This is a genomic window from Streptomyces sp. NPDC046349 (assembly GCF_055587885.1).
The window spans coordinates 259,429-277,557 of sequence record NZ_JBVJFK010000005.1 but is presented as its reverse complement, the minus strand read 5'-3'; the positions used below and the strand labels follow the sequence as shown (position 1 = coordinate 277,557).

At 73.2% G+C, this 18,129-nt stretch carries 16 protein-coding genes; 14 read left to right on the top strand and 2 right to left on the bottom strand.

Features of this window, described 5'->3' with window-relative positions; genetic code table 11:
- Window positions 1-12: 12 nt before the first annotated feature.
- The 4 genes from ACZ6JS_RS14310 (at window position 13) to ACZ6JS_RS14295 (ending at window position 5,036) form a co-directional block, all read left to right on the top strand.
- Window positions 13-1,383 carry a glutamine synthetase family protein gene (locus tag ACZ6JS_RS14310; protein ID WP_469297887.1) on the top strand — a complete coding sequence of 457 codons (1,371 nt, stop codon included), beginning with the start codon at window positions 13-15 and terminating at the stop codon, window positions 1,381-1,383.
- Window positions 1,384-1,453: 70 nt separating this feature from the next.
- Window positions 1,454-2,800 (top strand): aldehyde dehydrogenase family protein, encoded by a 1,347-nt coding sequence (locus tag ACZ6JS_RS14305; RefSeq protein WP_469297886.1) that lies wholly within the window; start codon window positions 1,454-1,456, stop codon window positions 2,798-2,800.
- 3 nt (window positions 2,801-2,803) lie between these two features.
- Entirely contained in the window at window positions 2,804-3,595 is a 792-nt protein-coding gene (locus tag ACZ6JS_RS14300; protein ID WP_469297885.1) for a 3-oxoacyl-ACP reductase, read from the top strand.
- An 88-nt stretch (window positions 3,596-3,683) separates the two neighbouring features.
- The gene (locus ACZ6JS_RS14295) at window positions 3,684-5,036 is read left to right on the top strand and encodes an HAD family hydrolase (protein ID WP_469297884.1); all 1,353 of its coding nucleotides are present in this window, start codon (window positions 3,684-3,686) and stop codon (window positions 5,034-5,036) included.
- Here ACZ6JS_RS14295 and ACZ6JS_RS14290 read toward each other — a convergent pair.
- Window positions 4,987-6,189 carry an alanine racemase gene (locus tag ACZ6JS_RS14290; protein ID WP_469297883.1) on the bottom strand — a complete coding sequence of 401 codons (1,203 nt, stop codon included), beginning with the start codon at window positions 6,187-6,189 and terminating at the stop codon, window positions 4,987-4,989. The genes ACZ6JS_RS14295 and ACZ6JS_RS14290 overlap by 50 nt on opposite strands.
- Window positions 6,190-6,947: 758 nt before the next feature.
- Between ACZ6JS_RS14290 and ACZ6JS_RS14285 the strand changes: the two genes are divergently transcribed.
- The 3 genes from ACZ6JS_RS14285 to ACZ6JS_RS14275 are packed head-to-tail and all read left to right on the top strand — an operon-like array spanning window position 6,948 to window position 9,718.
- Window positions 6,948-7,751, top strand: coding sequence for a hypothetical protein (locus tag ACZ6JS_RS14285; RefSeq protein WP_469297882.1), 804 nt, complete (start codon window positions 6,948-6,950; stop codon window positions 7,749-7,751).
- Window positions 7,748-8,956, top strand: coding sequence for a type VII secretion-associated serine protease mycosin (mycP, locus tag ACZ6JS_RS14280; RefSeq protein WP_469297881.1), 1,209 nt, complete (start codon window positions 7,748-7,750; stop codon window positions 8,954-8,956). Before ACZ6JS_RS14285 ends, mycP begins: the two co-directional genes overlap by 4 nt.
- Window positions 8,957-8,977: 21 nt before the next feature.
- Window positions 8,978-9,718 (top strand): SseB family protein, encoded by a 741-nt coding sequence (locus ACZ6JS_RS14275; RefSeq protein WP_469297880.1) that lies wholly within the window; start codon window positions 8,978-8,980, stop codon window positions 9,716-9,718.
- A 71-nt stretch (window positions 9,719-9,789) separates the two neighbouring features.
- Here ACZ6JS_RS14275 and ACZ6JS_RS14270 read toward each other — a convergent pair whose 3' ends face one another.
- Window positions 9,790-10,173 (bottom strand): DUF1844 domain-containing protein, encoded by a 384-nt coding sequence (locus ACZ6JS_RS14270; protein ID WP_469297879.1) that lies wholly within the window; start codon window positions 10,171-10,173, stop codon window positions 9,790-9,792.
- A gap of 325 nt (window positions 10,174-10,498) precedes the next feature.
- Between ACZ6JS_RS14270 and infC the strand changes: the two genes are divergently transcribed.
- From infC to pheT, 7 genes are all read left to right on the top strand, one after another.
- Window positions 10,499-11,212 (top strand): translation initiation factor IF-3, encoded by a 714-nt coding sequence (gene infC, locus ACZ6JS_RS14265; RefSeq protein ID WP_469297878.1) that lies wholly within the window; start codon window positions 10,499-10,501, stop codon window positions 11,210-11,212.
- A gap of 104 nt (window positions 11,213-11,316) precedes the next feature.
- The gene (gene rpmI, locus ACZ6JS_RS14260; protein ID WP_030012385.1) at window positions 11,317-11,511 is read left to right on the top strand and encodes a 50S ribosomal protein L35; all 195 of its coding nucleotides are present in this window, start codon (window positions 11,317-11,319) and stop codon (window positions 11,509-11,511) included.
- Window positions 11,512-11,618: 107 nt separating this feature from the next.
- Entirely contained in the window at window positions 11,619-12,005 is a 387-nt protein-coding gene (gene rplT / locus ACZ6JS_RS14255; protein WP_007263143.1) for a 50S ribosomal protein L20, read from the top strand.
- 134 nt (window positions 12,006-12,139) lie between these two features.
- Entirely contained in the window at window positions 12,140-13,000 is an 861-nt protein-coding gene (locus ACZ6JS_RS14250) for a TrmH family RNA methyltransferase (RefSeq protein WP_469298117.1), read from the top strand.
- A gap of 55 nt (window positions 13,001-13,055) precedes the next feature.
- Window positions 13,056-14,297 carry a sensor histidine kinase gene (locus ACZ6JS_RS14245; protein WP_469297877.1) on the top strand — a complete coding sequence of 414 codons (1,242 nt, stop codon included), beginning with the start codon at window positions 13,056-13,058 and terminating at the stop codon, window positions 14,295-14,297.
- Between the two features lie 153 nt (window positions 14,298-14,450).
- Window positions 14,451-15,578 (top strand): phenylalanine--tRNA ligase subunit alpha, encoded by a 1,128-nt coding sequence (gene pheS / locus ACZ6JS_RS14240; protein ID WP_469297876.1) that lies wholly within the window; start codon window positions 14,451-14,453, stop codon window positions 15,576-15,578.
- Window positions 15,578-18,106: a phenylalanine--tRNA ligase subunit beta gene (pheT, locus tag ACZ6JS_RS14235; RefSeq protein WP_469297875.1), complete on the top strand. Its 2,529-nt coding sequence runs from the start codon at window positions 15,578-15,580 to the stop codon at window positions 18,104-18,106. Before pheS ends, pheT begins: the two co-directional genes overlap by 1 nt.
- Window positions 18,107-18,129: the final 23 nt, after the last annotated feature.

Genomic DNA, 18,129 nt, shown 5'->3' with positions numbered 1-18,129 from the left:
GGAGAGATTCCCGTGGTAGACCGCAAGCCGCCGCTCGCGCCCGAGGAGCTCCGCGTCCTCGTCGCCAGCGGTGAGATCGACACAGTCGTCCTGGCCTTCCCCGACATGCAGGGGCGGCTCCAGGGCAAGCGGTTCGCCGCACAGTTCTTCCTGGACGAGGTCCTCGCGCACGGCACCGAGGGCTGCAACTACCTCCTGGCCGTCGACACGGACATGAACACCGTCGACGGCTACGAGATGTCCTCCTGGGACCGGGGCTACGGCGACTTCGCCATGCACCCCGACCCCGCCACCCTGCGCCGCATCCCCTGGAACCCCGGCAGCGCCTTCATCCTGGCCGACCTGGCCTGGAACGACGCCGCGCCCGTCGTGGCCGCGCCCCGGCAGATCCTGCGCCGCCAGCTGGAGCGCCTCGCCGAGCACGGATACACCGCGATGGTCGGCACCGAGCTTGAGTTCATGGTCTTCCAGGACACCTACGAACAGGCCTGGAACGCCAACTACCGCGGCCTGACCCCCGCCAACCAGTACAACATCGACTACTCGGTCCTCGGGACCGGCCGCATCGAACCCCTGCTGCGCCGTATCCGCAACGAGATGCAGGCCGCCGGCCTGGTCGTCGAGTCGGCCAAGGGCGAGTGCAACCTCGGCCAGCACGAGATCGCCTTCCGCTACGACGAGGCGCTCACCACCTGCGACCAGCACTCCGTCTACAAGACCGGAGCCAAGGAGATCGCCGCCCAGGAAGGCGTCTCGCTCACCTTCATGGCCAAGTACGACGAGCGCGAGGGCAACTCCTGTCACATCCACCTCTCGCTCACCGACGCCGACGGACGCAACGCGATGGCCGGAGAGGGCCACGAGGAACACGGCATGTCCCCCGTGATGCGCCACTTCCTGGCCGGCCAGCTCGCCGCGCTGCGCGACTTCTCTCTTCTCTACGCCCCGAACATCAATTCGTACAAGCGTTTCCGGCCGGGATCCTTCGCGCCGACCGCCGTCGCCTGGGGTCTGGACAACCGCACCTGCGCCCTGCGCGTCGTCGGCCACGGCCGCTCCATGCGCTTCGAGAACCGCCTCCCCGGCGGTGACGTCAACCCCTACCTCGCCGTCGCCGGCCTGGTCGCGGCCGGGCTCTACGGCATCGAGAACCGCCTGGAGCTGCCGCCGATCTGCACCGGCAACGCCTACACCGGCGACTACGCACACGTACCGGCCACCCTGCGCGAGGCCGCCGACCTCTGGGAGAACAGCGAGATCGCCAAGGCCGCCTTCGGCCCCGAGGTCGTCGCCCACTACCGCAACATGGCCCGCGTGGAACTCGACGCCTACGACTCCGCGGTGACCGACTGGGAGCTGCGCCGCTCCTTCGAACGCCTGTAGTCACCCACGCCCCCGAACCGAAACTGTGAGGCACCACGTGTCCGATGCGCCGGCCCCTTTCCATCTGAGCGTGCTGAATCCGGCCACCGAGGAAGTCGTCGCCGTCGTCCCGGCCGCCACACGGGACGACGTCGACGCCGCCGTAGCCCGGGCCGCCGCGGCCCAGCGGGCCTGGGCCGCGGCCGCCCCCGCCGACCGCGCCCGCCTCCTGCGGCGCTTCGCCGCCGTCGTCGACGGGCACATCGAGGAACTGGCACAACTGGAGGTCCGCGAAGCCGGCCACACCATCGGCAACGCCCGCTGGGAAGCCGGCAACGTACGCGACCTCCTCGACTTCGCCGCCGGGGGAGTCGAACGGCTCTCCGGCCGCCAGATCCCCGTCGCCGGCGGCATCGACGTCACCTTCCTCGAACCCCTCGGCGTCATCGGCGTGATCGCCCCCTGGAACTTCCCCATGCCGATCGCCGCCTGGGGCCTGGCACCGGCCCTCGCCGCCGGCAACGCCGTCATCCTCAAGCCCGCCGAGACCACCCCCCTGACCGCGCTGCGCCTCGCCGAACTCGCCCTCGAGGCCGGGATCCCCGAACACCTCTTCCAGGTGCTCCCCGGCCGCGGCGACACCGCGGGCGACGCCCTCGTCGAACACCCCGGCGTCGCGAAGATCGTCTTCACCGGCTCCACCCGCGTCGGCAAGCAGATCATGGCCAAGTGCGCCGACCGGGTGAAGCGCGTCACCCTCGAACTCGGCGGCAAGAGCCCCAACATCGTCTTCGCCGACGCCGACCTGGAGGCCGCCGCAGCCGCAGCCCCCATGTCCTTCCTCGACAACACCGGCCAGGACTGCTGCGCCCGCACCCGCATCCTCGTCCAGCGCTCCGTGTACGACCGCTTCCTCGACCTCGTCGCCCCCGGCATCGCGGCCGTCGCCGTGGGCGACCCGCTCGACGAGAAGACGCAGATGGGCCCGCTGATCTCACGGACCCAGCTGGACCGCGTACGGTCCTTCGTCACCGACGACCTCACCGCCGTCCGCGGCACCGCACCCGAAGGCCCCGGCTTCTGGTACCCCCCGACCCTCGTCACCGACGTCGCCCCCACCGCACCCGTCGCCGTCGAGGAGGTCTTCGGCCCCGTCGCCGTCGTCCTGCCCTTCGAGGACGAGGAGGACGCCGTACGCCTGGCCAACGCCACCGAATACGGCCTCTCCGGCTCCCTCTGGACCCGCGACATCGGCCGCGCGCTGCGCGTCTCGCGCGCCGTCGCCGCCGGCAACCTGTCCGTCAACTCCCACAGCAGCGTCCGCTACTGGACCCCGTTCGGCGGCTACAAGCAGTCCGGACTCGGCCGCGAGCTCGGACCCGACGCCCTCACCGCTTTCACCGAGACCAAGAACGTCTTCATCAGCACGGAGGCCTGACCCATGTCCGTAGAGCCCACCGAGATCATCTGCCGCCGTCTCGTCGGCCGCACCGCCGTCATCACGGGAGCCGGCAGCGGCATCGGCCTCGCCACCGCCCGCCGACTGGCCTCCGAAGGCGCCAACGTCGTCTGCGCCGACATCGACGAGACGGCCGGCAAGGCCGCCGCCGAGGAGGTCGGAGGCCTCTTCGTGAAGGTCGACGTCACCGACAAGGAAGAGGTCGAAGCCCTCTTCAAGACGGCCTTCGACACCTACGGCTCCGTCGACATCGCCTTCAACAACGCGGGCATCTCGCCCCCGGACGACGACTCCATCCTCACCACCGAGCTCGACGCCTGGCGCCGGGTCCAGGACGTCAACCTCACCTCCGTCTACCTCTGCTGCAAGGCCGCCCTGCCCTACATGCAGCGCCAGGGCCGAGGCTCCATCATCAACACCGCCTCCTTCGTCGCCATCATGGGCGCCGCCACCTCCCAGATCTCCTACACCGCCTCCAAGGGCGGCGTCCTCGCCATGTCCCGCGAGCTCGGCGTCCAGTTCGCCCGCGAGGGCATCCGCGTCAACGCCCTGTGCCCCGGGCCCGTCAACACCCCGCTCCTCCAGGAACTGTTCGCCAAGGACCCCGAGCGTGCCGCCCGCCGGCTCGTGCACATCCCGCTGGGCCGGTTCGCCGAGCCCACCGAGATCGCCGCCGCCGTCGCCTTCCTCGCCAGCGACGACTCCTCCTTCATCAACGCCACCGACTTCCTCGTCGACGGCGGCATCTCGGGCGCGTACGTCACCCCCCTCTAAACACCACCGCACCTCCCCGACAGCCGGGCGTCGCACGACGCCCGGCTGTCGTGCTCCCCACCCCTTCACCGCCAAGGAGCGTTCACCCGTGTCGCCACGCCACACCACCCGGCGCCTCCAGGCGCTCGCCGCCGCCGCGATCACCGTGTCGGCCCTCGTCGCCGTCGCCCCCTCCGCCGAGGCCGCACACCCCGGAGCCCCCTGCACCACCCCGCGCCTGAAGGACGGCTGGTACGGCGACAACCGGGCGCGCCTCCAGCAGCTCATCGACCGCCACGCCCGCTGCAACCCGTACCGGCCCACCCGCGCCAAACCCGTCGCCGTCTTCGACTGGGACAACACCGTCGTCAAGAACGACGTGGGCGACGCCACCATGTTCTGGCTGCTCCGCAACTCCAGGATCCGCCAGCCCGCCCGCGGAGACTGGAGCACCACCAGCCGCTTCCTGACACCCGCCGCCGCCGAGGCCCTCGCCGCCGCCTGCGCCGCCCTCGCCCGCCCCGGCACCCCGCTGCCCACCGGAACCCCCGCCGGAGCCGGCTGCGCGGACGAGGTCAACGCGGTCTACTCCACCGCCGCCACCCGCGCCGGAGCCGCCGCCTTCACCGGCTGGGACCGACGCACCATGGAACCGGGGTACGCGTGGCTGTCCCAGCTGCTGCAGGGCTGGACCGCCCGCGAGATCCGCGGCTTCGCCGCCGCCGCCCGCACCGAGAACCTCGCCGCGCCCGTCGGCGCCACCCAGCAGGTCGGCACCGGCCGGGCCACCGGCTGGGTGCGCTACTACGACCAGCAGAAGGACCTGATCGACGGCCTCCGGAAGGCCGGCTTCGACGTCTGGATCAGCTCCGCCTCCCCGCAGCCGGTCGTCGAGGTCTGGGCCGACGGCGTCGGCATCGACGCCGGCCACGTCATCGGCATCCGCAACACCACGACCCCAGGCGGGGCCTACACCGCCCGCCTCCAGGGCTGCGGATCCGTCCGGGACGGCGCCGACACGATGATCACGTACATCGACGGCAAGCGCTGCTGGATCAACAAGGAGATCTTCGGGGTGCGCGGCCCCGCCGCCGAGAAGGTCCAGCCGGCCGCCCGCCGCCAGGTGTTCGCCGCGGGCGACTCCGACACCGACGTCTCCTTCCTGCGCGACGCGACCGACCTGCGCCTCGTCGTGAACCGGAACAAGAACGAGCTGATGTGCCGGGCCTACGACAACAGCGACGGCAAGTGGATCGTCAACCCGATGTTCATCGAGCCGAAGAAGCAGAAGACCGGCCGCTACCCCTGCTCCACCACCGGATACGTCGACCACGACGGCACGCCGGGACCGGTCCGCCGCGGCGACACCACCGTCATCCCGGACCAGACGGACACCGTGTACCAGCAGACCCTCACAGGAAGGTGCGGCCCTCGCCCCGGTACGTCGGCACGCTGCCCGTGACCCGGTCGCCCCCGACGAGGTGCAAGGTGTCGAACCGCTCGCACAGTTCGCCCGCCTTGGCATGGCGGAACCAGACCCGGTCGCCGATCAGCAGGTCGTCGGCCGGGCTCCCCAGCAGCGGCGTCTGCACCTCGCCGGCACCCTCCTGCGGGTCGTAGCGCAGCCCCCGCGGCAGGTACGGGACCGGCAGCCGGTCCGGGCCGGCCGCACCGGACGCCGGATAACCCCCGCCGAGCACGGTCACCACGCCCACCCCCGGCCTGCGCACCACCGGCTGCGCGAACAGGGCCGCCGGACGCCCGCGAAACGACGTGTAGTTGTCGAACAGTCGCGGCACGTACAGCCCCGACCCGGCGGCGATCTCCGTCACCGCATCCTCGGCCGCCGTCTGCTGCACGCTGCCCGTACCGCCGCCGTTGACGAACTCCAGGTCCGGTATGACGTCCCGCACGGCAGCCACCACCGCGGCCCGCCGCGCCGCCAGCTCCCTGCGGGCCGCGCCCTGCATCAACCGGATCGCCCGGGACCGCAGCGGCCGCCCCGCCAGCGCGTCCCCGACCCCCGCGACATGCCCCTCGTACGCCATCAGCCCCACCACCCGGAACCCGGGCCTCGCGGCGACGGCCCGGGCCAGCGCGGCCAGCTGCGCGGGCTCCCGCAGCGGGGAGCGGCGCGCACCCACGCGGACCCGGCCGCCCAGCAACTGCAGGGCGGTGTCCAGCTCCAGACAGACCCGGATCTCCTCGGCGCCGCCGTCACGGGCCGCGTCCATCAGCTCCAGCTGTGCGGGGTCGTCCACCATCACCGTGACGGCGGCGGCCAGCTTGGCGTCGTGCGCCAGCTCGCCGAAACCGGCCCGGTCCGCGGAGGGATAGGCGAGGAGCACGTCCTCGAACCCGGAGCGGGCCAGCCAGAGCGACTCGGCGAGCGTGTACGACATGATCCCGGCGAACCCGGGCCGCGCCAGTACCCGTTCGAGCAGGGCGCGACACCGGACCGACTTGCTGGCGACCCGGACCGGCTTGCCGCCGGCCCGGCGGACGAGATCGTCGGCGTTGGCGTCGAAGGCCTCGAGATCCACGATGGCCAACGGCGCGTCCAGGTGCGCGGTCGCCCGGTCGTACCGGGCGCGGTCGGCGGCGGGGGAGTTCATGGGCGGCAGCTTGCCAGAGGTCTGTACCGGTGGGTAGGGGCCCGCACCACTCGCAGGCCCCGGTGGCAACCGGCCGCGCCGTGCGCCACACCGCGCCCAGCGCCCGGCGGGCTGGAGCGGGAGCCCGTGGCTCCGCGCCTCAAACACCGGCGGGCTGGAGGGGGCCCGGCGGAGATGAAGGGAACTCGGCCCGGGCACAAGGGAACTTGGCGAGATGGGAGGGAGGATCGGCGGCCCGGAGGGAGGCAGGGCCGACCAGCAGGCCGGAGGGGGAGCCGGGTGGGGCTGGACGGGAAGCCGGCGCGGTGGGGGGAGGACCGAGGGGCCTGAGGCGAATCGGGCGGGGGCTGGATCCGCCGGGGGTGGGGACGGGGTGGGGTGCCGGCCGGGACGTAGAACGTGATGTGCTGGCGCGGTAGGAGCCCGTACGGGCGGGTCCGCCTCGGGCGCCATGAATCATGCAGTCCCGGACGGCACCCCGCCCCGGCCCCGGCCGCGGCCCCGCTTCGGACCCCCGCCCGACCGTTCTCCGGCCCCGCCCCCGCCCCCGCCCCCGGCCCCGCCTCGGCCCCGCCCGGTCGTTGTCCCGGCCCCGGCCCCGGCCCCGGCCAGGGCCTCCGTACCCACCCGCCCCGCCCCACCCCCGCACCCCCCGGACCCCCGGCCCCGCCGGTCAGGCCCCGCCCCGGGGGGCGGTGCCCGTGAACCCCGTAGAGTACGGACAGGCAGCCGTACGGAACGGGGGGCGGAGCCGCCGGATGACCACGACGACACCGCGGACCACGATCCCGGGCGAGCCCGACCCCTGGTCCCCGCCGCCCCAGCCCGCCCAAGCCCCACCGCGCCGCCACCCCGGCCGGGTCGCGGCCGCCACCCTCTGCGTCGTCCTCGGCGGCGGCCTCATCGGCGGAGCCGCCGTCACCACCTGGGCCGAACACCGCGCCGCGAACCGCCCCCTGCCCGCCGACGCCGCCTACCGCCAGGCCGGATCGCTGTGGCGCGCGGCCCCCGTGGACAGCCTCCTCCCGCCCGTCCTCGCCGGCCCCTCGGCCGGCCCCGGCGGAGCCGACCGCACCTGGACCCGCATCGCGCTCGCCCCCGACGCCGACTGCCCGACCGCCCTCCCCGCCGACTGGCAGGCCGCGGTGGCCGCGACCGGCTGCACCCGCGTGCTCCGCGCCACCTACACCGACGCCACCCGCAGCTCCCTGGTCGCCGTCGGCATGGTGTTCACCCCCGCCGACGAGCCCGCGATGAACGCGCTCGGCGGCCGGCTCACCGCCCCGCCGGCCTACGGCTTCGCCGACCACCAGCGGGCCGCCTGGGCGGCCTCGGTACGCAGGGAGGCCCCCGTCGTCGTCTACGCCGTCTCCGCGTTCGCCGACGGCCGCACGCAGGACGCCCCGCGCCCCGCCGAGGACCTCGTGAAGAAGGACGCCACGGGCGCCGCCGCCCAGGCGGGCCTCGGCCACGAGGCGAAGGCGGTCGCCGCCCGCCTCGGAGACGCCCTGGCCGCTCTCGCCGCACCGCCCGCCACTCCCGCGCCGAAGGCCGCCCGATGACGCCCGCCCCCGCCCCGGGCGCCCTCCGCGGCGCGGCCGTGCTCGCCGCTGCGGCCCTGCTCGCGACCGCCACCGCCGCCCCGGCCGCCGCCGACACCGTCCGCGACCGCCAGTGGGGCCTCCTGGCGCTGCGCGCCGAGGAGGCCTGGGGCACCACCCGGGGCGACGGCGTGACCGTCGCCGTCCTCGACACCGGCGTCGACGAGTCCCATCCCGACCTGGCCGGCCAGGTCCTCGCCGGCACCGACCTCATCGGCATGGGCGCCGGCCCCGGCGACCGGGCCTGGGCGCGCCACGGGACCGCCATGGCGAGCATCATCGCCGGACACGGCCACGGCCCCAGCCGCAGCCAGGGCGTCCTCGGCATCGCCCCGCAGGCACGGATCCTGCCCGTGCGGGTGATCCTCGAGGAGGGCGACCCGGGCCGCGCCAAGGCCCGCGAGAGCAAGGGCGGCGCCCTCGCCGAAGGCATCCGCTGGGCCACGGACCACGGCGCCGACGTGATCAACCTGTCCCTCGGCGACGACAGCGACTCCGCCCACCACGAGGCCGGCGAGGACGAGGCCGTGCAGTACGCCCTCGCCAAGGGCGTCGTCGTCGTCGCCTCCGCGGGCAACGGTGGCGAGACGGGCGACCGGGTCTCCTACCCGGCGGCCTACCCGGGGGTCATCGCCGTGACCGCGGTCGACCGCCGCGGCCGGAAGGCCAAGTTCTCCACGCGCAACTGGTACGCCACCGTGAGCGCCCCCGGCGTCGACGTCGTCATCGCCGACCCCGACCGCTCCTACTACGAGGGCTGGGGCACCAGTGCCGCGGCGGCCTTCGTCTCCGGGGCGGCGGCTCTCGTCAAGGCCGCGCACCCCGACCTCTCCCCGGCCCAGATCAAGAAGCTGCTGGAGGACACCGCCTCCGACTCCCCGGCCGGTGGCCGCGACGACGCGCGCGGCCACGGCATGGTGGATCCCGCGGCCGCCCTCCAGGTCGCCGGGGCGATGCGGCCGGAGGCCGCGGTTCCCGCCCCGGCCGAGGCCGCCAGCCGGTACTTCGGCCCGGGTCCCGAGCCGGTCCGCCCGGCCGAGCGGGGCGCCCGGCTCGGCGCACCGGCCGCCGCGGTCGCCGGGGCAGCGCTGCTCCTGCTGGCCGCCGTACTGGCCCGGCGCCCGCGACGGGGTCCCCGGGGCGGCGACGCGTCCCCGGCACAGTAGGGTCGGGTAACTGTGGCGAACATGGCGAACAAGAACATTCCCGACCCGGGCTTCTCCGACGACGACGGCTCCGCCGACCCCGAGCTGACCGCGGCGCTCGCCGCCTGGGCCGAGGACCGCACCCAGGAGCCGCGAGTGCTGGCGGCGCTCAAGGGCGCCCGGCTCCTCGTCCCGGTGGTCGCCGTGCTCGGCGAGGCGGAGACCGACCCGGAGACGGGCCTCAAGCGGGAGAAGACCAGCGACATGGCCGTCCCGACCCTGCGGGCGGGCGACCGGCGGGCCCTGCCCGCCTTCACCTCGATCGCCTCGCTCGCGCTCTGGGACCCGGCCGCCCGGCCGGTGGCCGTACCGCTCCACCAGGCTCTGGCGGCCGCGGTGCACGAGAAGGCCGACACCGTGGTTCTGGACCTCGCCGGGCCGGTCGCCTACCAGCTGACCGGCCCCGCGCTGCTTGCGCTCGCCGAAGGCCGCACGGACACCGACCCGCTGGCCGACCCCGCCGTACAGGAGGCCGTACGGACCGCCGTGTCCGGCGAGCCGGCCGTGCTGCGCGCCCACCTCGGCCCGGGCGGCGCGGACGCGGACGGAATCCTCGCGATCGTGCTGGCCGCCGACGCCCAGGCCCCGGCCGCGGCCCGGCGCGTCGCCGAGGCCCTGGCGGCGGACACGACCCTGCGGGCCCGCCTGGTGCGCGGCCTCAACCTGGCGCTGCTGCCGTCGGACGCCCCGGTCCCGCCCGGTGAGGCCCTCTTCACCCGCTGAACGACGCGGGAGGGGCGGACCGTGGCATCACGGTCCGCCCCTCCCGCGTCGTACTCCGCGAGCGCGCCGGATCAGCCGAAGACGGGGCCGGTGAACTTCTCCCCCGGGCCCTGGCCCGGCTCGTCCGGGACGATCGAGGCCTCACGGAATGCCAGCTGGAGCGACTTCAGGCCGTCCCGCAGCGGGGCGGCGTGGAAAGAGCTGATCTCGGTGGCGCTCGCGGTGACCAGGCCGGCGAGAGCCGTGATCAGCTTGCGGGCCTCGTCGAGGTCCTTGTGCTCGGAGTCCGGCTTGTCCAGGCCCAGGTTGACCGCCGCGGCGCTCAGCAGGTGCACGGCCACCGTGGTGATCACCTCGACGGCGGGCACGTCCGCGATGTCGCGGGTCATGGCGTCGTAGTCGGGGGTGCCGTCGGCAGCGGGTTCGGTGGAGGTGGAGGGTGTCGCGTCAGTCATGCGCCCCACGATATGCCGTGCGGCGGGCTTGCAACGCGGGTGCTAGTATGTACATCGACCGGCCGGATGCTGTGGTGTCCGGCCCACAAGTGGAGGCTCCGTTCTCCCACCTGACCGCCTTCCGGGGCGGCGGGTCACCGGTCAGGTGGCATCCATCGTTCCGTACGGACGATGGAAAGCCGCCCGAGTTTGCGCCCCGCGTGTTGCATGCGGCGGTGCTCCGGTTGTATTGGAGCCCCTGCCTGTGCCCGGCGGGGCTTTTTTCATTCCCCCGCCGCGGTCGGTCTGACGGAAATACACGTCAGCGGCTGTCTGCCAGGCAGTCGTGTGGTGCTACCGAGGAGGATCCATCAGCACCGAGCCCCGCATCAACGACCGGATTCGCGTTCCCGAGGTACGACTCGTCGGTCCCAGCGGCGAGCAGGTCGGCATCGTGCCGCTTGCCAAGGCGCTTGAGCTCGCGCAGGAGTACGACCTCGACCTGGTCGAGGTCGCGGCGTCCGCACGCCCGCCGGTCTGCAAGCTCATGGACTACGGCAAGTTCAAGTACGAGTCGGCCATGAAGGCCCGTGAGGCGCGCAAGAACCAGGCGCACACGGTCATCAAGGAAATGAAGCTCCGGCCGAAGATCGACCCGCACGACTATGACACCAAGAAGGGTCACGTCGTTCGGTTCCTCAAGCAGGGCGACAAGGTCAAGATCACGATCATGTTCCGTGGTCGCGAGCAGTCCCGGCCGGAACTCGGCTACCGACTGCTGCAGCGTCTCGCTTCGGACGTCGAGGAGCTCGGCTTCATCGAGTCGAACCCGAAGCAGGACGGCCGAAACATGATCATGGTCCTCGGTCCGCACAAGAAGAAGACCGAGGCGATGGCCGAAGCCCGCGAGGCGCAGGCCGCCCGCAAGGCCGAGCGCCAGGGCGCCGCCGCTGCCGACGAGACGGCTCCTTCCCAGGAGGCCGCCCCGGTCGAGGCGACGGACGCCAAGGATGCCGAGGTCACCGAGGCCGACGCCGGTGAGGCGAACGCCGAGGCCTGATTCCGAGGCACCTGTCTCGAATCACCTACACAACATGACGCTCCCACAAGCCGGTCCGGACCGGACCGGCGAGGGAGCGCCACCGACGAGGAGATAACGGCGCCATGCCGAAGAACAAGACGCACAGCGGTACCAAGAAGCGCTTCAAGGTCACCGGCTCCGGCAAGGTGCTCCGCGAGCGCGCCGGCAAGCGCCACCTGCTCGAGCACAAGTCGTCCCGTGTCACCCGCCGCCTCACCGGCAACGCGGAGATGGCTCCCGGCGACGCCGCGAAGATCAAGAAGCTTCTCGGCATCTGACATCCACCGCTCCCCCCGCAGGGAGCGGATGCATGTCGAGACCGGGACCCCATCGAATTTCCGGGCCGTGTGAAGACACCCACGGCCCCGCTACAAGGAGTTAAAAAGTGGCACGCGTCAAGCGGGCAGTAAACGCCCACAAGAAGCGCCGGGCGATCCTCGAGGCGGCCTCCGGCTACCGCGGTCAGCGTTCGCGCCTGTACCGCAAGGCCAAGGAGCAGGTCACCCACTCGCTGGTCTACAACTTCAACGACCGCAAGAAGCGCAAGGGCGACTTCCGTCAGCTGTGGATCCAGCGCATCAACGCCGCTGCCCGCCAGAACGGCATGACGTACAACCGCCTCATCCAGGGTCTGAAGGCCGCCAACATCGAGGTGGACCGCAAGATCCTCGCGGAGCTGGCCGTCAACGACGCCAACGCGTTCGCCGCGCTCGTCGAGGTCGCGCAGAAGGCGCTTCCGGCCGACGTCAACGCCCCCAAGGCCGCCGCGTAAGGCCTGGCCGGCCGCAGAAGCGGTCGGCACCCTCGGACCCGCAGGCGAATCGCCTGCGGGTCCGAGTGCTTTCCCGCACCTTCGCGCCCCCGGCGCCCGCACCCCGAGAGAGAACCGCAGAGACCATGGCTGACCTGGGTCACCCCGCCGAGCTGATCTCCCCCCGATCCCCGCGGGTGGCCGCCGCCAGGCGACTGGCGCGGCGCAACTTCCGCACCAAGGAGCGCCGGTTCATCGCCGAGGGCCCCCAGGCGGTCCGTGAGGCCGTCGAGCACCGCGGCCCCACCGGCGCCTCGACCCTGATCGAGCTGTTCGCCACCGTCGAGGCCGCCGAGCGCTACTGCGAGATCATCCGCGCGGCCCTGGACGCGGGCGCCCGCGTGCACTACGCCTCCGACGAGGTCCTCGCCGAGGTCTCCCAGACCGTCACCCCGCAGGGACTCGTCGGCGTCTGCCACTTCCTCGACTCGCCCTTCGAGCAGATCCTCAAGGCCGAGCCCAGGCTCGTCGCCGTCCTCGCGCACGTCCGCGACCCCGGCAACGCGGGCACGGTCCTGCGCTGCGCGGACGCCGCCGGCGCCGACGCGGTGGTGCTGACCGACGCCTCCGTGGACCTCTACAACCCCAAGTCCGTACGGGCCTCCGTGGGCTCCCTCTTCCACCTCCCGGTCGCCGTCGGCGTCCCGGTGGAGCAGGCCGTCGAGGGGCTGCGCGCCGCCGGCGTACGGATCCTCGCGGCCGACGGCGCCGGCGAGGACGACCTCGACGCCGAACTCGACGCGGGCACCATGGGCGGCCCCTCCGCCTGGGTGTTCGGCAACGAGGCCTGGGGCCTGCCGGAGGAGACCCGGGCCCTCGCGGACGCCGTGGTGCGGGTCCCGATCCACGGGAAGGCGGAGAGCCTGAACCTGGCGACGGCCGCGGCCGTGTGCCTCTACGCGTCCGCGCGTGCACAGCGGGCGCCCGGAGGGTGCCGCTCCGTGACCCCCAGCTAGTAATGTGGCCGCCCGGGGGCCCACTGCGCTACTCGGAGATGTGGGGTACGGGGACATGACCGTCGGAACGAACAGCTCACCCGGAGCCGCGGACGCGGCCGAGGAGCGGTTCCCGGACGCCCTCCGACCCCCGGCCGCGGCCGCCGACGGGCTCTGCGGCGTACCGCCGCAGGCGGTGGACTCGGGCCGGGCCCGCGCCGCCCGCCCGGCGGTCCCCGCCGCCCGGGAGGCCGCCGGGGCCCCCGGCGACCGCCCCGGCTTCGACCTGGACCCCGACAGCCTGCCCGACGGGCTCGTCGTCGCCGACGACACCGGCCGGGTGGTCTGCTTCAACGCGGCCGCCGCGCGGATCACGGCACTGGCGCCGGAGCAGGCGCTCGGTGCCCCCATCGACCGGGCCCTCCCGCTGGAAGACCTCGAAGGCCGCCGTTGGTGGGCGCTGACGGACCCGTACGGGGGCCTCGCCACCCGCCGCGGACAGCCCGAGCGGAACCTGCTGCTCCCCGGCGGCCGCGAGGTGCTCGTCTCCGCCAGCTACATCCGCACCCACCCGACCGGCCCCGTGCGCCGGCTCGTCGTCACCCTGCGCGGCACCGAGGCCCGCCGCCGCACCGAACGCAGCCACGCCGAGCTGATCGCCACGGTCGCCCACGAGCTGCGCTCCCCGCTGACCTCCGTCAAGGGGTTCACCGCGACCCTGCTCGCCAAGTGGGAGAGGTTCACCGACGACCAGAAGCGGCTGATGCTGGAGACCGTCGACGCCGACGCCAACCGCGTCACCCGCCTCATCGCCGAGCTCCTCGACATCTCGCGCATCGACTCCGGCCGCCTGGAGGTGCGCCGCCAGCCGGTCGACATCGCCACGGCGGTGGGCCGCCACGTACAGGCGCTCACCGCGAACGGCCAGGATCCCGGGCGCTTCCTCGTCAGCGTCAGCCGCCCCCTCCCCGACCTGTGGGCCGATCCGGACAAGATCGACCAGATCCTCGGCAACCTCCTCGAAAATGCGGTGCGCCACGGTGAAGGAACGGTCACCATCGGGGTATCGCCGCATGAGAAGGGAACCGCCGTCACCGTGTCCGACGAAGGCCCCGGAATCCCCGAGGAGTCGATGGCCCGCGTCTTCACCCGTTTCTGGCGGGGGAGCAAGCGCGGCGGCACCGGCCTGGGCCTCTACATCGTGAAGGGCATCGTGGAGGCGCACGGCGGCACCATCACGGTCGGCCGCGGCCCCGGCGGCGGCGCCGAGTTCCGATTTATCCTGCCCGTGAGCGCCCCCGCGTACCTCACGCAGTAGCCCTGCGGAGCGTCCCGGCAGGCGGCCCACGGGCTCCTTCACCCCCGGCGACCTTTAGACTCGTCCTTTGGCACCTTTGCGTCCTTGTGCCGAGCGCGTCCTGCGCGTCGCGCGGGGGACCCAACCAGCCAGCCATCGGAAGTACGGGAAGAGATGTCGGCACCGAACAAGTCGTACGACCCTGTCGAGGTCGAGGCACTGAAACCGGAAGAGATCGAGCGCATGCGGGACGAGGCGCTCGCCGCCTTCGCGTCCGCCGGCGACCTCGACGCGCTGCGCGAGGCGAAGACCGCGCACATGGGCGACCGCTCGCCCCTGGCGCTCGCCAACCGCGAGATCGGAGCCCTGCCCCCGCAGGCCAAGGCCGAGGCGGGCAAGCGCGTGGGCCAGGCCCGCGGCGCCGTGAACAAGGCCTTCGGGGCCCGCACCGTCGAGCTCGAGGCCGAGCGCGACGAGCGGGTGCTGGTCGAGGAGGCGGTGGACGTCACGCTGCCCTACGACCGCACGCCCGCGGGCGCCCGCCATCCCCTGACCACGCTGATGGACCGCGTCGCGGACATCTTCGTCGGCATGGGGTACGAGGTCGCGGAGGGTCCCGAGGTCGAGGCGGAGTGGTTCAACTTCGACGCCCTCAACTTCACGCCCGACCACCCGGCGCGCCAGATGCAGGACACCTTCTTCGTCCGGGGGCCCGAGGGCACCGAGGGCGACGAGTCCGGTGTCGTGCTGCGCACCCACACCTCCCCGGTGCAGGCGCGCTCGCTGCTGGAGCGCAAGCCCCCCGTCTACATCGTCTGCCCGGGCCGCGTGTACCGCACCGACGAGCTCGACGCGACGCACACCCCGGTCTTCCACCAGGTCGAGCTGCTCGCCGTGGACGAGGGCCTGACCATGGCGGACCTGCGCGGCACCATCGACCACATGGTCAAGGAGCTGTTCGGCGAGGAGACCACCACCCGGCTGCGCCCGCACTTCTTCCCGTTCACCGAGCCGTCCGCCGAAATGGACATGCAGTGCTACGTGTGCCGCGGCGAGTCGGTGGGCAACCCCGACCGCCCGTGCCGTACCTGCTCCAGCGAGGGCTGGATCGAGCTCGGCGGCTGCGGCATGGTCAACCCCAAGGTGCTGACCGCCTGCGGTGTGGACCCGGAGAAGTACAGCGGGTTCGCCTTCGGCTTCGGCATCGAGCGGATGCTGATGTTCCGTCACAACGTTGAAGACATGCGAGACATGGTCGAGGGTGACGTTCGTTTCACCCGGCCTTTCGGGATGGAGATCTGATGCGGGTCCCGCTTTCGTGGCTGCGGGAGTACGTCGACCTCCCCGCCGGTGAATCCGGTCGCGACGTCGCGGCCAAGCTCGTCGACGCCGGCCTCGAGGTCGAGACGGTCGAGCAGCTCGGCGCCGGGCTCAAGGGCCCCCTCGTCGTCGGGCAGGTGCTGACCATCGAGGAGCTCGAGGGCTTCCGCAAGCCGATCCGCTTCTGCACGGTCGACGTCGGCTCCGCCAACGGCACCGGCGAGCCGCAGGAGATCGTCTGCGGCGCCCGGAACTTCTCCGTCGGCGACAAGGTCGTCGTGGTCCTGCCCGGCGCCGTCCTGCCCGGCGACTTCGCGATCGCCTCGCGCAAGACGTACGGCAAGACCTCGCACGGCATGATCTGCTCCGGCGAGGAGCTCGGCATGGGCGACGACGGCACGCACGGCATCATCGTGCTGCCGCCGGAGCACGAGACCGGCACCGACGCGATCGAGCTGCTCCAGCTCGTCGACGAGGTGCTGCACATCGACGTCACCCCGGACCGCGGCTACTGCATGTCCCTGCGCGGCATCGCCCGCGAGGTGGCCACCGCCTACGGCCTGCCGCTGCGCGACCCCGCCCTGCTCGACGTGCCCGGGCCGAACTCGTACGGCTACCCGGTCAAGATCGACGACCCGGTCGGCTGCGACCGCTTCACCGCCCGCACCGTCACCGGTCTCGACCCCGAGGCCCGCTCCCCGATCTGGCTCCAGCGCCGCCTCCAGAAGGCGGGCATGCGCCCGATCTCGCTCGCCGTCGACATCACCAACTACGTGATGCTCGAGCTCGGCCAGCCGCTGCACGCCTACGACCGCTCGCGGATCGACGGCACCATCGGCGTCCGCCGCGCCGAGCAGGGCGAGAAGTTCACCACCCTCGACGGGGTCAGGCGCACGCTCGACGCCGAGGACCTGGTGATCACCGACAACAGCGGGCCGATCGGCCTCGCCGGTGTCATGGGCGGCGCCGACACCGAGATCGCCGACTCCGTCACCGACCCCGAGACCGGCGCCGTCACCGGGACCACCGACGTGGTCATCGAGGCCGCGCACTTCGACTCCGTGTCGATCTCGCGCACCGCCCGCCGCATGAAGCTCTCCTCCGAGGCCTCCAAGCGCTTCGAGCGGGGCGTCGACCCGCAGGCTGCCGCCGCGGCCGCCCAGCGGACCGTCGACCTGCTCGTGCTGCTCGCCGGCGGCACCGCCGAGGCCGGTGTCACCGAGGTCATCGCCCCGGGCGCGCCGCGCACCATCGCGATGGCGGCCGACCACCCGGACCGGGTCGCGGGCATGGACTACGGCCGTGAGACCGTCGTGCGCCGCCTCCAGGAGATCGGCTGCGACGTCTATGGCCAGGACGAGCTCGTCGTCACGCTGCCCTCGTGGCGGCCCGACCTCGCCGCGCCCAACGACCTCGCCGAAGAGGTCATCCGGCTGGAGGGCTACGGCAACCTCCCGTCGACCCTGCCGCAGGTGCCCTCCGGGCGCGGTCTGACCGCCCGGCAGCAGCTGCACCGCCGGGTCGGCCGCGCGCTGGCCGGCGCCGGCTACGTCGAGGCGCTCAGCTACCCGTTCCTCGGCGAGGGCGTCTTCGACCAGCTCCAGCTGCCGGCGCACGACGCCGCCCGACAGGTCGTCAAGCTGGTCAACCCGCTCTCCGACGAGGAGCCGGCGCTGCGCACCACGCTGCTGCCGGGTCTGCTCGGCGCGCTGCGCCGCAACGACAGCCGGGGCAGCCACGACCTCGCGCTCTTCGAGACCGGCTCGGTCTTCCGGGCCGCCGCGCAGCCGGGTGTCGCGGTACGGCTGCCCGTCGACCGGCGCCCCACCGACGAGGAGATCGCCACCCTGGACGCGGCTCTGCCGGCGCAGCCGCGGTACGCCGCGGTCGTGCTGGCCGGCGCCCGTGAGCAGGCCGGCTGGTGGGGCAAGGGCCGCCCCGCCGACTGGGCCGACGCGATCCAGGCAGCCCGCGCGCTGGCCGTCGAGGCCGGCGCCGAGCTCGTCGTACGCCAGGGCCAGTACGGCCCCTGGCACCCGGGCCGCTGCGCCGAGCTGGTCGTCACCGTCGACGGCGTGGAGCAGGTCATCGGCCATGCCGGCGAGCTGCACCCGCGGGTGGTCAAGGCCATGGGCCTGCCGGCGCGCACCAGCGCGATGGAGCTCGACCTGGACCGCCTCGCGGCGGCCGGCGGAGACGCCGTCCTGGCGCCCCGCATCTCCTCCTTCCCGGTGGCGACCCAGGACGTCGCGCTGATCGTGGACGCGTCCGTCCCGGCGTCCTCCGTGGAGGCCGCCCTGCGCAAGGGCGCGGGCGAACTCCTCGAGTCGCTGCGCCTGTTCGACGTGTTCACCGGTGAGCAGGTCGGCGAGGGCAAGAAGTCCCTCGCGTACGCGCTGCGCTTCCGCGCGAGCGACCGCACGCTGACCGCGGAGGAGTCCACGGCCGCGCGCGACGCGGCGGTGGCGCTCGCCGGCGAGCGGACCGGGGCGGTGCTCCGGGGCGCGTAGCCGACCGGTCCTCGGACCGTTCA

What these genes read in the sequence shown, in the direction of transcription:
- ACZ6JS_RS14300 (WP_469297885.1), top strand. Translation starts at nt 2,804, where the DNA reads ATGTCCGTAGAGCCCACCGAGATCATCTGCCGCCGTCTCGTCGGCCGC.
- ACZ6JS_RS14290 (WP_469297883.1), bottom strand. Translation starts at nt 6,189, where the DNA reads ATGAACTCCCCCGCCGCCGACCGCGCCCGGTACGACCGGGCGACCGCG.
- ACZ6JS_RS14285 (WP_469297882.1), top strand. Translation starts at nt 6,948, where the DNA reads ATGACCACGACGACACCGCGGACCACGATCCCGGGCGAGCCCGACCCC.
- mycP (WP_469297881.1), top strand. Translation starts at nt 7,748, where the DNA reads ATGACGCCCGCCCCCGCCCCGGGCGCCCTCCGCGGCGCGGCCGTGCTC.
- ACZ6JS_RS14275 (WP_469297880.1), top strand. Translation starts at nt 8,978, where the DNA reads ATGGCGAACAAGAACATTCCCGACCCGGGCTTCTCCGACGACGACGGC.
- ACZ6JS_RS14270 (WP_469297879.1), bottom strand. Translation starts at nt 10,173, where the DNA reads ATGACTGACGCGACACCCTCCACCTCCACCGAACCCGCTGCCGACGGC.
- rpmI (WP_030012385.1), top strand. Translation starts at nt 11,317, where the DNA reads ATGCCGAAGAACAAGACGCACAGCGGTACCAAGAAGCGCTTCAAGGTC.
- ACZ6JS_RS14245 (WP_469297877.1), top strand. Translation starts at nt 13,056, where the DNA reads ATGACCGTCGGAACGAACAGCTCACCCGGAGCCGCGGACGCGGCCGAG.
- pheS (WP_469297876.1), top strand. Translation starts at nt 14,451, where the DNA reads ATGTCGGCACCGAACAAGTCGTACGACCCTGTCGAGGTCGAGGCACTG.
- pheT (WP_469297875.1), top strand. Translation starts at nt 15,578, where the DNA reads ATGCGGGTCCCGCTTTCGTGGCTGCGGGAGTACGTCGACCTCCCCGCC.